This window comes from Nostoc sp., from assembly GCF_036917435.1.
GTDB lineage: Bacteria > Cyanobacteriota > Cyanobacteriia > Cyanobacteriales > Nostocaceae > Nostoc.
Map to the genome: position 1 here is coordinate 1 of NZ_JBALDM010000053.1, position 15,145 is coordinate 15,145.

Here is a 15,145-nt window from a genome sequence, read left to right on the forward strand (position 1 = left end):
TGTCGAAGAGAAAAACCCTATTCTCGGAGCTAATTGACGACACATAAACTGTATGAACAAAAATCGCCGAAAAAGGCACAAAGTCAACAGCCTAGGCTGTGCCCCGTGCCGTTAACTTGAATCAGAGCCGGATTTTGCCCCATCTGCAAGCCGATGGGTACACTCATTGTTAACAATGGTAGACTACTCGGATTTACTGCACTAAACTCTGTTCCATCAGCAAACTTAATACTACTTGCCGTTGTGCCCACAAATGAGCCGCCAATATTCAACGAGGCATCTTTACCAAACACAATCCCCGCCGGATTAATTAAAAACAAACTTACCGGGTTACTACTATTGAGCGTGCGAATTAATCCATTAATATCGGAAATATTTCCACCCGTAACTCGACTAAATATAGTTGTAATATTTGGCGTATTCACTAAATTAAAACTAGCAGAACTGCCCGCAGGCAAAGAGAAATTACTGAAACTATGAAATAAATTATTACCTTTTTCAATACCGTTAATAATATTAAAATTATTACCGCTTGGGTTGACAATGGTATTTGTAGTGCCATCGGATGTTACCTGAGCTAAAGCCGATGGTATCATCCCTGGAGTTAATAACCCACTTATTAATATAGACAGAAAAGGTACAACTCTCATGACTAAAATTTTTTTTGCCTGATTTCAATTTATAATTCCCTGAATGGCATGATTGGTAACATGATTAACTTTTGGGAATAGCAACACAGGTTAATCGTTGCTGTAAGTATGTAGGAGATTTATCTGCAACTAATTCGATTCTGCCCTGGGCGTTGCGATGCCAGGAAGTTGCTTGGACTAGAGTTTCTGGTGATCTGGATATTTGTGCTTGTAGTTGCGGTGTTTTGCGGTAATCTGATAAATCTCGCAGATCAGACCAAGTGCGTAGGTGTAGCCCATCATAGACATCGCTTCCAACTTGCTGATTGGGATTTTGCGCCACACCACCCCGCCCCGTTGCTACAAATCGACTACCTTGGTTTACAGAACAACCACTGGCTATTTGCTGGGATGGATCGGTGACATTCACTGGTAATTGAACTAAGCCAGAATTTGGATCGACACCAATGGTATTGACTTGAACAGTACCATTTACACCCAACTCTGAACTTGCGGTAATATCATTGTCTGGTGTGAGTTGGTCACGAAATTTCAGACCAAAGATGCCTTGAGTACTGATTTGGATATTACCACCACGGCCTTGCACTGCATTAGCAACAATATCACTGTTTTCTAATCCGGCTATGATGGGTGCATTGATGCTGATATTACCCCCATTACCATTGCCGCCAGCTGTTGAGGTAATCAGGCTATTGTCTCGTAGAAGCAATAGTTTTGTAGTTTGTAAGGTAATATTGCCACCATTACCAGATTCTGTTTGGGCTTGGATAAAGCCTTGATGATTTAATTGGATCGTATCTGCATTGATCTTCAGATTGCCAGCATTTCCTCTGCCTTGACTAGTGACACTGACTGTTCCGCCATCGGTCAAGGTCAACTTTGGGGTGATAATACTCACAGATCCTGCATTAGCCGTCAGTATATCTGGTAGACCGAATCGCTGCCGCACTAGGGGATCGGGTCGAATAGTGGATGCATTAATGTTGCTGTTATTTGTCTTGCCGCGATCGCTAACTGTAATCGATTCAGTGGCGTTAATGCTCAAATCTCCTCCATTACCGACGAAAAATGCGGTTGCAGCAACTGCTCCTCCATCCAGAATTTGTAAGTTAGCCGTATTCAAGGTTAAGGTTTTTGCATTTCCGGTGGCAAATGCAATTATACTAATATTGCTATAAAACTCTGGAAGGCTTTCTCCTGTTACCGTGGTATTGGTGTTGTGAATCGTTACTTTACCGCTAGACCCATTGCCAAATGTACTCGAAGACAGTGAAGCACCGCTTGATACCATTAGACTATTCCCATTAATTACGATATCACCAGCATTCCCTATACTTAATGTGGTACTGTTTATAATGGTGATAATACTGGGATTAATAGGTGAGAAACCAGACAGATCAATCGCCTTTGCCTCAATTTGAATATTGCCACCAGCAGCCACTCCGATTGTAGAGTTACTCAAACCCGCTCCCTGTGTGAGGGTCAGCTTGGGAGTAATGACCCTAATATTTCCACCATCTCCTCTACCGAAAGCTTCATTACGAACCCCGCTCCGAATTGTGGTATCGGGTGTCGTGCCTATTAGATTAATGGCCTTTGTTGCCTGGAGGTGAATTTCACCACCGGGGAGACTGCCAAAATTTTGTGCTACTATCAGAGACCCATCGGTAAATTGAATTTGTTCGCCCTGAATCTGAACAGAACCAGCATTTAGTCCACTGACATCTAATAGCGATCGCTCTGCCAGCTGAATATTACCAAAGTTTTGTATATCTCCATACCCTAGTGTGTAGCCCCGTGGATTTGGTATGAGACTGACAAATCCTACACCGCTCACACTGCCTAATTCTACTTGTCCTTGTTCGGCAGTTAAGGTTGCTCCATTCAGGTTTAGGTTGCCACCTACTAAGGCTATAGTCTTCCCAGGCTGTACTTGCAGTTTTGTCGAACTGGGAATTCGAGTCAGGGGACCTAGAACCAGTCCACTGTTTATAGTTAAGGAGTGTCCTGTACCTTGAACAGCAATCGGTGCAGGACTCCTCCCCATTTGCAAACCGATGGGAACATTGATACTCAATAACGGGGCAGATTGGGAATTAATAGCGCTAAATTCAGCACCATCACTAAATTTAATGCCCTCAGCAGTCGTCCCAATAAAGGAGCCGCCAATATTAAGTTGAGCATTTGCGCCAAAAATAATTCCACTAGGATTGAGCAAAAACAGATTAGCGCTACCGTTTGCCTGAATTAAACCATTAATTTGGGAAATATTACCCCCAGTCACACGACTGAAGATATTTTGCACATCTGCGGCATTGTTGAAGAAAGCCGAACCGTTAGTGGGAACTGAAAATTGGCTGAAGCTGTGGAAAAGGTTGTTACCAACTCGATTACCGTTGGTGATGGTGAAGCGATCGCCACTTTGAGAGACAGTAGTATTTAAGGTGCTATCAGGAGTTACCTGGGCACTCACACAGCCGCACCAAATTGGCATTACTATCAATGGCATTATTCCACCGCACAGAACCAACCAAGTAGAGGATGCACTCATCGCCAAGCCTTTATTTATACTTTGTATTTTAAAATACCCAAAATAGTATAGTTTTGAAACGATGGCCTCAAAACGGTGAATAACGCACCGAGAAGTACAGCCCATTTTCTTGGAGCGATCGCTTTTCACCATCCACCGAGATTAGGGGAATGCCCCAATCTAGGCGTGCCGATAAATCATCACCCTGTTTCCACAACAGCCCTAACCCAGTACTAACAAGGGTACTTGGTGATGGGTTTTCACTGTTGACGTTCCAGCCTTTACCCACATCAATAAAGGGTGTCAGTTGCAGCACCCCGCCAATCTTGGGGGCGCGGACAATGGGAACTCGAAATTCTGCGGAAAGTAACAGGCCATTATCTGTGAGTAATGCATCTTGACGATAGCCCCGGACACTTAACTGTCCACCAAGCCCAAATTGCTCTAAAGGCACTAAGGAATTTCCTGCTAATTGGAAATCGCCTCTAGCTAAAAATAGAGTGTCTGGTGCTAATTGTCGCACCCACTGCGCCTGTCCCCGCCATGCGAAAAAGCGGCTATCTGGTTCATTATTACTGACATTAGCATCGAACCAATCTACGCCAAAACTAAATTGCGATCGCGCCGCAAATACATATTGGTTACTTCGCTGGGTATATTCTTGAAAAAAGCGCAAAGCTGAAATATTGGTTTTTCCGTTCTCATCTGCACCTGGAGAGAGGCGAAACGGCCCAATGTTATCAATACCCAACTCAGTTTGGCTTTCTTGCCGCGAAAATGACAGCCCAATTGCCAACTCTTGGGTTGGTTTTTGTACCAGTGGCTGGCGATAGCCTAATTCATAAGATCGACTATTTGACTGAATATCAAGAACGCTAAATGGTTTTTCAATAACGTGGTTCCATCCCTGGCTAAAACCGAAGGATACAGTGCCGTTGTGGGCATTAATTGGCAGCGTGTAATTGGCATTGATTGTATTACTGCCATCGGTATTGGCATATCCTACGCTCAGGGTATCACCCAAACCTAATAAATTGGCTTCTTGCAGATCCACTCCCCGGCGAAAACTGCCGACACTAGGCGATCGCCCATTATCTAGGCTTGCTGTCAGTTTAAAGGTGTCTGCTTCTTCAACCTCAACTTGCAAGACATTAGTTCCTGAATTCACCCCTGTCTGCAATTCGGCCGACAAGTTTTGGATACGTGGATCGAGGCGGAGTAGTTGTAGTTTTTCTAGTAAGCGGGGTATGTTTAGGGGTTTGCCAGCACCAAGTTTGATGCGATCGCGAATGTATTTACTACTTAATCGTCTATTACCAATGATTTTGATTTCTTGCAGACTTCCTTCAATCACCTGAATCTTGACTGTTCCAGCTTCTAGTGTTTGCGGTGTAATCAATGCTCCCGTAGTCACATAACCGTTATCAGTGTAAAGCTTGGCGATCGCATCTTTTATTTGCAATAATTCTGCAAATGTCACTTCTTTTCCCACAAAGGGATTTGTAATAGCGGCAAATTGTTCTGGTTTGAAAACTGTGCTACCAAGAACTTCAATGCGATCGACCCGAAATTTAGCATTAGAGTCATCTTGGCTCGGTATTGACTGATCTGGTATTGTTGGTAAAGGCAGCAATAGATTGCTATCTGTTGGCTTTGGCAACACATTAGCAGGTAAGGGAGTGGCAGGAACTTCTTGTAATCGGCCGGGTGGTAAAGTCTCACGATTAAGTGTTTGGGCATTCGCCTGTTGATAATTACACAATACTGCTGCTAAAACAAATCCAAATGCCAGAGGTCGCAGTTCAGAGATAATACTTAGAGGCTTTTTGAATATTCGTTGTGTAGAAAATACTGCTTTAATACTAGATTTTTCAATAATAACTGGCTTCACTGACACCCTCCTCCTTAAGTTTTACTAAAAAAGAATTCAGGAATCAGGAGCGGAGCCGGAAAGTTTTTCTGTATTTTACGGTCAGAATTCAGTTGGTTATTCCGATCGAAAAAGCCGATAGCATAAAGGTAACGAGTCTGTAAGCGTCTAAATAAAGGGGTTGAAGACCTATACTAGATAGGCTGATTTAGTGACCTTGATTTTGACCCTTCTCTGCGAGAGGCTACGCTAACGACAAGCTCAGGCATCGCTCCTGTTAGCAGTAGCAGGGGGTTTAGCCCATTCTGACCTCTGAATTCTTTTTCAACTAGTTGATCCCCCATACCTAAGTGTAACGAGGGATTTATCACTATATATAATGGCTGTCTTTTTTACAGCTATCATCAGAGTAAATACTGATTTTTGTTTTTTAGCTTAAACGAAAAGAAGCCCCACACTCACCCGAAGGGGAGTGTGTGGAGTATGTCACTAAAGCTAGGAGATTATTTACCCGTTTTACCGGATCTGAATCCCTCACTGATTGATTCTGACTCCTGTTAGCGATAGCGGGGCGTTCAGCCCATTCTGACTACTGAATTCTTCTTCAAGAGTTGATTTTTGTCTTACCTTCGTAAGTGCAGGTGTACGTGCAAAATTTCTTGAATTGCACCTTGTACAGCTTCTTTACTCAAGCTGCCATCTACCCGCATAATTCTTGAGGGATGAGATGCTGCTAACTCTGCGTATCCTTGCTGAACGCGTCGATGAAAAGCGATCGTTTCTTGTTCAATGCGATCTAATCCGATTCCATCTCCCCGTTTGCGGGCTAGTCCAACTTCGACATCGACATCTAACCAAATAGTTAAATTACTCTCTAAACCAGCAGTGGCAATATAGTTAAGCTGATGGATTAAACTCATATTCAAACCACGACCATATCCTTGGTAGGCAATGGTAGAGTCAGTATAGCGATCGCATAAAATATATTTTCCTGCTGCGAGATTTGGTTTAAGTTCTTGCTCAACATGTTGCGATCGGTCAGCAGCATACAATAAAAGTTCTGTCACTTCAGCAACTGGCTTACCTTCTGCTTTCTCTAGTAGCAAGCGGCGAAGATGTAAGCCTAACTCTGTTCCCCCTGGTTCACGAGTTACCATCACAGAAACACCCAGACTTTCCAACCACTGGCAACAAAGCTGCATTTGGCTGGTTTTGCCGCAGCCTTCCACCCCTTCAAATACAATTAATTTGCCACCCATGCTTTTTTAAAGTTCGCTGACGCTTGATCAAGAATACCGTGAAGTGTTACAGGCGGGTGAGACAACTACCCCGCAATCAGTAATTGGATATTTTTATCTGGAAGTTTTGAAATAGACAAAACAAGTTTTTGGCAATTTGGCAGATCAACTATTTTTGATGCTGATATTTTTGGGATTGTGCAACGAGTGTAACAGAAGTTGCCATAACCAGGTGGTCGGGATTTTTAATTTACTTCTGTAATTCCTTGAAGACATCAATCGCAGCTAGTTATTTCAACTGGTATGTCAACGTGTCAGTGCATAATCGACTCGTACAGGAAATCAATTATGTCAAAAAATGCTGGTGTTGTGAATATGTTTTATGACTCCGAGCAAAAATTCTCTGTTCAGAACACTTAGAAGATGGGAACTCTAGCTAATAAACTTAATTACGGTATCCCATCCAGCACTGCCAATCATGTCCCATCCTGCTCATTCTACTTTGGGCCAATCTTCTTACCCTCGCTTGACTAGAAGCCTGAGTGCTGTTGAAAGTTGGGGCTTCGGTTTAACGGCTCATATTTCCTGGACAGCATTGGTTCCAGCAATTCATGCTGCTCTCGGTTCCCAAGCTATTTTTGTCTGGATACCTGCGGTGATTTTCGGAATGCTGCTCAACTACCAGGTAAAACGCTTGGGTATGCATTTTATAAATGTGGCTGGAGGAACGCCTAACTATGCTACTAAACTGCTGCAAAACTACCCACGACTAGCTTGCTATGCCGCTATTGGATACCTCCTCAACTGGGTTTCCTACCTGTCAGTTAATACCATCGTTCTCAAAGATTTAATTAAGGTGAATTTGGATGCACTGGGTATTGCCTATCCAGAAATATTACTGAATATTGGCTTTACATTGTTGCCGTTTATAGTGGCGTTTAGTGGGACTCGCGCCCTAAGCATTTTACATCTATTTTTTGTAATTCCAGCCTTTGGGCTATTAATGACCTTCTGTATACAGGGTTTGGGCTGGTTAGCTTTCTCTGATGTTAGTCCTGGATTTTTTCCTAGCAATTGGTCATCTTTGAGCTTTGTCGATTGGGCCAAGTGGTTCTTTTTTGTCACTTATGCTACCTACAGTTGCGAAACGGCTTCTTCTTTTGTCGCCGATAGCCGCCAACCCTCGCAAACGCTGCGCTTTCTAGATGTTGCAGCTTGGATGATGCCACCCATCTTTTTAGGGGGATCTTGGGTAATGATGCGGTTAGCAACCGATTCTAGCCTCGAAGACAATGCTTTTCTGAATCTTGTGGCGGCTTCCCAACCTTTTTGGGGAAAATCAGCAGCTATAAGTGTTTCCTTTTTGCTGGTGGCTGCTTGTCTTTTAGGTTCGGCAACAGTCGTTTCTAATTGTCCTCGGATTTTGTATCAGTTGGCTTTAGACAAACACATTTCACCTGTATTTTCTGTTGTGTCACGTCGGGGTGTGTTTGTGCCAGCGCTGACATTAACATTGGTGTTGTGCCTAATCTATTTAATTTGGGGAGATGTGGCGCGAATCGTAGCCGTTGGCAATGTCGGCTGGTTTGTCTCCTTTATGTTATTGCATTTGGGGCTTTGGCTGCGGCGCGATCGCTCGGAAGTTTTGTTCCCTCGCATATCTTTGGCAATTTTGCTGTTAGAAGTTGTGGTGCTAGTGGTGGGCGGATTTGCCTGGGGTTGGCTCAACTTGCTAATTGGCTTACTATTTCCCATTGGCGTTATGGGAATAGATGCGGTGATTCGCCGTGTAAACTTCCCTCCCTTCCACCCCAGTTGGTGGATGCGGCGATATAAATCGCGCCCTGTGGTAATTATCAAGGACTCAGTAGTTCTCCAAGTGAGCATCCTGATTTTTTTACTATGCAGCGCAGTGACAGTTGGCTGGTTATTTGGTGTCAAACTTAATAAAGCGGCAAGTGCGGGGGGTGAAAACCTATTTGTGGTGCTGCTGATGACGGTAGCATTTGTAGGAGTAGCGATCGCTTGTTGGACAAGTTTACCGCAAGTGGTGGCGATCGCAGAAGCCCGTGAAGCTGCCGAACACCTGTTTACTGTTGCCCAAGATGGTATTTTAGTTGTGGACGATCGAGGCATTATTCAGCAGGCGAATCCAGCTACTGAATCTTTCTTTGGCGTTAACCCATCCGAGTTACGGGGAAATCACCTCAACAAATGGCTAACTGCATTAATCTCTTATCCAGACGAGTGGACAAAACGCAGCGAACAAACCTTACTCCGCAATGGCAAAAACAAAATCTTAGAAGTTTCGATTTCAGACAGGCCCCATCAGGATTTTCAAGAGTATGTAGTCATTGTCCACGACATTACCCAGCGCAAACAAGCAGAACAGATATTGCGATATTCAGAAGCACAATTGCGCCAAGAGGCAAAGCAGCTAGCATCTCAACTCGTCCATAGTGAAAAAATGTCCAGTTTGGGGCAGTTGGTAGCAGGTGTAGCCCACGAAATCAACAACCCAGTCAACTTTATTTATGGCAATATCACTTATGCCAATCAATATATTGAAGATTTACTAAAACTACTGGAATTATACCAGAAAAACTATCCTAATCCAGTAACGGAAATTAAAGAAGAAATAGAAGCAATCGACTTAAATTTCCTGATAGCAGACTTGCCTAACTTGCTAACTTCTATGACAGTTGGTGTCGAAAGAATCACAGAAATTGTTTTATCTCTGCGAAACTTTTCCCGGTTAGATGAAATAGAGATGAAGGCTGTGAATATCCATGAGGGTATAGATAATACATTAATGATTCTGGAACATCGCTTCAAGGCAAAATCTAACTCTCTAACAATCCAGGTTATCAAAGAGTACGGCGATCTGCCATTAGTCGAATGTTATGCTGGACAACTGAATCAGGTATTTATGAATCTTCTAGCAAATGCGATCGATGCTTTAGAAGAGGCTGTAGAAAATGGCGCATGGGGAGCAGAGAAAGCAGCACTATCTCCTCCCGAAATTCATATTTATACTGAACTCACTAGTGAAAATCAGGTAGTTATTCGGATTGTTGATAATGGTACGGGTATTCCAGAACATCTCCGAAAACAGTTATTTGAACCATTCTTTACTACCAAACCAGTTGGCAAAGGTACAGGATTAGGTTTATCTATTAGTTACCAGATTATCACCAAAAAACATCTTGGACAATTACAATGTATTTCTACACCTGGACAGGGTACAGAATTTGTAATTGTAATTCCACTGAGGCAGGAAGCTATCTAAAGAAATAGTCTTAACTCCCATTGAATAATGCACATCTGTCGTAAAAAAAATTCACACTTGAAGTAGAAACTCCCTAAATCCAACTGTTACTCTATCTATAGACTATTAAGGAAACAGAGCAATGTTGAAAGTTTTTGCTGATAGAGGTGGTACATTCACAGATATTGTTGCTATTACTAATAATCAGGCAATTATAGACAGACTTTCAAGGCATCCTGAACGTTTTTTAATTGTTTGTCTAGCTAACAGACAATATACTATAGTTTACAAAATACTTTCAGAAAATCCTGAACAATATCAAGATGCAGTCATTCAAGGTATACGCGATATTATAGGTATTTCCGGCAATCAACCCATTCCTACTGAAGCGATAGAAGTAGTAAAAATGGGGACAACAGTAGCAACAAATGCACTGTTAGAAAGGAAAGGCGATCGCGTCGTTCTTCTCATCACCAAAGGTTTTAAAGATGCGCTGCGAATTGGCTACCAAAACCGTCCTAATATCTTTGCCCGTCATATAGTTTTACCAACCATGCTTTATGAACAAGTAGTTGAGATTGAGGAACGTTATGATGCTCATGGAAATGAATTAATACCGATAAATATTCAACTAACTAAAAATGAATTAGAAGAAGTTTACAACACAGGAATTCGGAGTTGTGCTATTGTTTTTATGCATAGCGATCGCTATCCCAATCACGAACAACAAATAGCCAAAATCGCGCAAGAAATCGGCTTTACACAAATATCTGTATCTCATCAAGTTAGTCCTTTAATGAAATTAGTCAGCCGAGGAGATACAACAGTAGTCGATGCTTATTTAACTCCTATTCTCCGTCGCTATGTCAACCAGATAGCGAGTCAGTTACCTGGAGTCAAATTAATGTTCATGAAATCTGACGGCGGTTTAGTTGCAGCCGAACAATTTCAAGGCAAAGATAGTATTTTAAGTGGCCCGGCTGGTGGTATTGTCGGCGCAGTTCAAACTAGTAAAAGAGCCGGCTTTGACTCAGTTATCACCTTTGATATGGGAGGAACAAGTACAGATGTTGCCCACTTTCAAGGAGATTATGAACGACAACTAGATTCGGAAATTGCTGGGGCGCGGATGCGAGTTCCCGTATTAGCAATTAATACCATTGCAGCTGGAGGCGGCTCAATTCTCTTTTTTGATGGTTCTAGTTATCGTGTCGGCCCTCAATCTGCTGGCTCAAATCCTGGGCCTGCTTGTTATCGCCGTGGCGGGCCATTAGCAGTTACTGATGCCAATGTGATGTTAGGCAAAATTCACCGACAATATTTTCCCTCAGTTTTTGGAATTGATGGCAATTTACCTTTAGATAAAGATACTGTCATTCAGCAATTTAGCCAATTAGCCCAAGATATTCAAGCCGCGACATTGAACCATTGTACTCCCGAACAGGTAGCGGCTGGATTTATTGCGATCGCAGTAGAAAATATGGCGAACGCAATTAAAAAAATCAGTCTGCAACGGGGTTATGATGTCAGCCAATATGTGCTTTGCTGTTTTGGCGGCGCAGGCGGACAAGTTGCTTGTTTAATTGCCGATACCTTGGGAATGAAAAAAATATTTCTTCACCCTTATGCTGGTGTTCTATCTGCTTATGGCATGGGATTAGCTGATATTAGAACGATTAGAGAAGCAGGAGTAGAACAGCATTTAACCCAAGCATTAATTCCTAAATTACAGCAGTTAATGGAATATTTAGAAACTCCAGCTAGAAATGAAATAGATGAATTTCATGGTGAAGTAAAAATAGTCCGAAAAATTAACTTAAAATACGAAGGAACTAACTCTACCTTAACCGTTAATTTTGTCGATGATGTGGTATTGATGCGGCAAGAATTTGAGATTGAACATAAATCTCGTTATGGTTTCATTCAATTAGAGAAAACCTTAATTGTGGAATCAGTCTCAGTAGAAGTAATTCAGAAAATGGACACTCCAGAAGAACCCTTAATTATTCGGAGTCGCTCTTTAGATGAAGATCCTACATCTGTTGAAACAGTAAGGATGTATAGTAATGATAGATGGCATGAAACCCCTGTTTATCGACGGGAAGATTTACAACCAGAAGATATTATTAATGGCCCTGCGATCGTTGTCGAAAAAATTAGCACTATTGTAGTAGAACCTAATTGGAATGCCAGATTAACTGAACGTAATCATCTAATGTTACAGCGTAAATATTGATAATTTTATCAGAGTTCGCCTGTATGTGGAGGATAATCAATATCAGTTACCTTGTAGTAAAGTTAAATAGAAGTTAAATGTCACCTTATGTTTATCCGGTTATTAAAACCGCAGAAATAGAAACTACATTCTCAGAATTAGCAGAACAATGGCGGCGTGAGACAGGAATGTTCTCTGTTGCTTCAAAAATATCAATGCATCCCGCTTATCAAAGAATAATCGGGATGGGACAACCTGTTGTTCCTTTAATTATGCGTGAACTTGAGCGCGAACCAGACCATTGGTTTTGGGCTTTAAGTGCAATTACTGGAGCAAACCCTGTCGAAGCCAAACAGCGTGGTAGACTTCAGCAAATGGCTGTAGCTTGGATAGAATGGGGGAAAGCAAATGGATATAGATGGTAAGTTGGAAAGCTACAGAGAAAATAAATTTCCCAACTTATACCATACTCAATATTCTGTAACTAGCAAGCAAAGTACATCATATAATTGTTTTGCTTGGGCTGCGTGTGAGGATGATCGCTGGTGGAGTCCAATAAACCCAGATAATATGTATTACTGGGTAGAAGGTGTAACAGCAGAATTAACTATGTCAGCTTTTATCCAAGCATACAAAAGCTTAGGGTACGAACTTTGCGATAATTCCGAGCTTGAAGTGGGTTTTGAGAAGATAGCAATATACGCTACTTCTGATGGTGAACCAACCCACGCAGCCAGACAATTATCTAACGGAAAATGGACAAGTAAACTTGGACGTTGGGAGGATATAGAGCATGAACTTGAAGGTTTGACAGGTGAAATGTATGGTTCTGTGCAGCAGATTTTAAAACGTCAGACTGATTAATTCAAAATTAAAATTCAAGTGACTATGGAAATCAAGCTAACTAGGTTGAGCCAAGAGGATTACTTAAAGATGATTAACTTAGCTTTCACAAAGTTATCACAAACAAATCATATTGAAGATGAGCTTATTTTACATTACTGTAAAATAGCTTTTAGAGATAGAGTAGATTGGAAAACTAATTTAGATGATTTAACTTATAGCGAAAAAGTAGTTTTTCAATATTTAATTGATGTGGGACTAGTCGAGAAGCCAAAAAAATCTAAGCAAGCAAAACAGGAAGATTTAGTCAATCAACTGCTAAAATTTACCTTTATTATCGGTATTTTTGGCTTGGGCTTTGCCACACCATTTCTAGCTAATTTTGTAAAGGAGTCTGAGGCTATATCCGACTACAAAAGCAAAATATCAAATTTAGAATTACAAATTGACAATTATAAAAAAGATATTCAAGACTTGACATCCGAAAATCAAGAGTTACAAAAAATCGCTAAACCAGAAGTGATTCAAGAGCTTGAACGAAAGTTAGATAATGCTGAAAGAGCTAGACAAAATCTAAATGAAGAGCTAGCTAAGGAGAAAAGCAAGAAATGTCTAATTAGATTTCCTTAAATGAATAAACTTACTGTTGGTAGTGCAAATCTAGCTATAAAATCATCAATCTAAAAAAAATCTCCAAATGTACACAACATCTCAACCCGATCCCATCTGCTTAGAAATATTCAAAAATCTCTATCAATTTATCGCCGAACAAATGGGAGTTGTGTTACAAAATACAGCAACATCTGTGAATATCAAAGAAAGACTGGATTTCTCCTGTGCTATTTTCGACTCATCGGGATTATTAGTAGCAAATGCTCCTCATATTCCTGTACACTTAGGCTCAATGAGTGAAAGTGTTCGCAGTTTAATTAACGATAAAGGCGACACCCTAAAACCAGGAAATGTGTATCTATCTAATAACCCCTATAACGGCGGAACTCACCTTCCTGATGTCACTGCAATTACTCCTGTTTTTCTAGAGAATTGTGAAAATACTTCATTCCCCACTCCCCTATTTTTTGTCGCTTCTCGTGGACACCAAGCAGATATCGGTGGAATTACCCCCGGTTCAATGCCTCCCCACAGTACCACAGTAGAAGAAGAAGGAATTCTGTTTGATAATTTTCTCTTGGTTGAAGAAGGAAATTTCCGAGAAATCGCATTAAGACAGCACCTATCAAATCATACTTATCCTGCGCGTAACCCTGACCAAAATATTGCTGACTTTAAGGCACAAATTGCCGCAAATGAACGGGGAGTACAAGAACTTATTAAAATGGTTTCCAAATACAGTATTGAGACTGTTCAAGCTTACATGAACTTTGTCCAAGCAAATGCTGAGGAGTCAGTGAGAAAAGCTATCAATCTTCTCAAAGATGGCTCATTTATTTATGAAATGGATAATGGGGCAATAATTAAAGTTCAAGTGACTATTCATCCAGAAAGTCGTAGTGCTACCATTGATTTTACTGGCACTTCTGGACAACTAAATAGTAATTTAAATGCTCCTAAAGCTATAACTCAAGCCGCAGTTTTATATGTGTTTCGGACTTTGGTTGATGATAATATTCCTCTGAATGCCGGCTGTCTTAACCCTCTAGAAATTATCATACCAGTCGGCTGTATGCTGAATCCAACTTATCCAGCAGCAGTAGTGGCGGGTAATGTAGAAACTTCTCAAATCATTGTTGATGCTTTATATGGCGCTTTGGGTGTCATGGCTGCTTCTCAAGGAACGATGAATAATTTTACTTTTGGGAATGAGCAATATCAATATTATGAAACCATTTGCGGCGGCTCTGGAGCAGGAATTGATTTTGATGGAACTGATGGCGTTCATTCTCACATGACTAACTCCCGTTTGACCGATCCAGAAGTTTTAGAAACCCGTTATCCTGTACTTTTGGAAAGCTTTAGTCTTCGTCCTAATAGCGGTGGTAAAGGAAAATATTCTGGTGGTAATGGAGTTGTCCGTCGCATCCGTTTTTTAGAACCGATGACAGCTAATATTCTCTCTGGACATCGGGTTATCCCTCCTTTTGGATTAAATGGTGGGGAAGCCGGAATTGTTGGACGCAACTGGATACAACGTCAGAATGGAATTGTGGAGAATTTAGATAGCACAGCAACAGTAGAGATGAAGACTGGGGATGTTTTTGTGATAGAAACTCCTGGAGGGGGCGGATTTGGTAAAGTTTCCTAGTACTTTTTTAACAGGACTTATGCAAAATTATGAAAAAACGAACCGCAAAGGACGCAAAGGACACAAAGAAATAAGAGTTTCAGAGAGTTTTTGCGTAAGTCCTATTTAAGTTAGTTGTGAGAGTTGGTAGTAAGGACTTTATTCCTAATTGTTTTAAGCACTAAAGTGCTTACTACGATCTTACTTATCTATCAATTGAAAGTTGATGCACTACTATTACCAGTAATTTGCGCTGATTTTAAAAGCTGTCAATATATGTAAATTGTCT

The 15,145-nt window shown here is 41.3% G+C and carries 9 protein-coding genes and 1 pseudogene; 6 read left to right on the forward strand and 4 right to left on the reverse strand.

The features are described 5' to 3' along the window. Positions 1–92 precede the first annotated feature (92 nt). The 4 genes and pseudogenes from V7K98_RS26030 to tmk form a co-directional block, all read right to left on the reverse strand. Positions 93–650 (reverse strand): annotated as a pseudogene (locus V7K98_RS26030) (filamentous hemagglutinin N-terminal domain-containing protein); the annotation flags it as partial. Between the two features lie 64 nt (positions 651–714). Next, a complete protein-coding gene (locus tag V7K98_RS26035) occupies positions 715–3,201 on the reverse strand; it encodes an S-layer family protein (RefSeq protein ID WP_335027203.1) in 2,487 nt (828 codons plus the stop codon). Positions 3,202–3,268: 67 nt separating this feature from the next. Then, positions 3,269–4,993: a ShlB/FhaC/HecB family hemolysin secretion/activation protein gene (locus V7K98_RS26040; protein ID WP_442940443.1), complete on the reverse strand. Its 1,725-nt coding sequence runs from the start codon at positions 4,991–4,993 to the stop codon at positions 3,269–3,271. A gap of 680 nt (positions 4,994–5,673) precedes the next feature. Then, entirely contained in the window at positions 5,674–6,309 is a 636-nt protein-coding gene (gene tmk / locus V7K98_RS26045) for a dTMP kinase (RefSeq protein ID WP_335027207.1), read from the reverse strand. A 457-nt stretch (positions 6,310–6,766) separates the two neighbouring features. Between tmk and V7K98_RS26050 the strand changes: the two genes are divergently transcribed. The 6 genes from V7K98_RS26050 to V7K98_RS26075 all read left to right on the forward strand — a co-directional run bounded on the left by V7K98_RS26050 (position 6,767) and on the right by V7K98_RS26075 (position 14,877). Beyond that, positions 6,767–9,577: an ATP-binding protein gene (locus tag V7K98_RS26050; protein WP_335027209.1), complete on the forward strand. Its 2,811-nt coding sequence runs from the start codon at positions 6,767–6,769 to the stop codon at positions 9,575–9,577. Between the two features lie 121 nt (positions 9,578–9,698). Continuing rightward, positions 9,699–11,792 (forward strand): hydantoinase/oxoprolinase family protein, encoded by a 2,094-nt coding sequence (locus tag V7K98_RS26055; RefSeq protein ID WP_335027211.1) that lies wholly within the window; start codon positions 9,699–9,701, stop codon positions 11,790–11,792. 77 nt (positions 11,793–11,869) lie between these two features. Next, the gene (locus V7K98_RS26060; RefSeq protein ID WP_335027213.1) at positions 11,870–12,196 is read left to right on the forward strand and encodes a hypothetical protein; all 327 of its coding nucleotides are present in this window, start codon (positions 11,870–11,872) and stop codon (positions 12,194–12,196) included. Next, entirely contained in the window at positions 12,180–12,635 is a 456-nt protein-coding gene (locus tag V7K98_RS26065) for a DUF7689 domain-containing protein (RefSeq protein WP_335027215.1), read from the forward strand. Before V7K98_RS26060 ends, V7K98_RS26065 begins: the two co-directional genes overlap by 17 nt. 24 nt (positions 12,636–12,659) lie before the next feature. Further along, positions 12,660–13,244: a hypothetical protein gene (locus V7K98_RS26070; protein ID WP_335027217.1), complete on the forward strand. Its 585-nt coding sequence runs from the start codon at positions 12,660–12,662 to the stop codon at positions 13,242–13,244. A gap of 67 nt (positions 13,245–13,311) precedes the next feature. Then, positions 13,312–14,877 (forward strand): hydantoinase B/oxoprolinase family protein, encoded by a 1,566-nt coding sequence (locus V7K98_RS26075; RefSeq protein ID WP_335027219.1) that lies wholly within the window; start codon positions 13,312–13,314, stop codon positions 14,875–14,877. Positions 14,878–15,145: the final 268 nt, after the last annotated feature.

Excerpts from the sequence above, each read along its gene's own strand:
- V7K98_RS26035 (WP_335027203.1), bottom strand. The coding sequence starts at position 3,201 with ATGAGTGCATCCTCTACTTGGTTGGTTCTGTGCGGTGGAATAATGCCA.
- tmk (WP_335027207.1), bottom strand. The coding sequence starts at position 6,309 with ATGGGTGGCAAATTAATTGTATTTGAAGGGGTGGAAGGCTGCGGCAAA.
- V7K98_RS26050 (WP_335027209.1), top strand. The coding sequence starts at position 6,767 with ATGTCCCATCCTGCTCATTCTACTTTGGGCCAATCTTCTTACCCTCGC.
- V7K98_RS26055 (WP_335027211.1), top strand. The coding sequence starts at position 9,699 with ATGTTGAAAGTTTTTGCTGATAGAGGTGGTACATTCACAGATATTGTT.
- V7K98_RS26060 (WP_335027213.1), top strand. The coding sequence starts at position 11,870 with ATGTCACCTTATGTTTATCCGGTTATTAAAACCGCAGAAATAGAAACT.
- V7K98_RS26065 (WP_335027215.1), top strand. The coding sequence starts at position 12,180 with ATGGATATAGATGGTAAGTTGGAAAGCTACAGAGAAAATAAATTTCCC.
- V7K98_RS26070 (WP_335027217.1), top strand. The coding sequence starts at position 12,660 with ATGGAAATCAAGCTAACTAGGTTGAGCCAAGAGGATTACTTAAAGATG.
- V7K98_RS26075 (WP_335027219.1), top strand. The coding sequence starts at position 13,312 with ATGTACACAACATCTCAACCCGATCCCATCTGCTTAGAAATATTCAAA.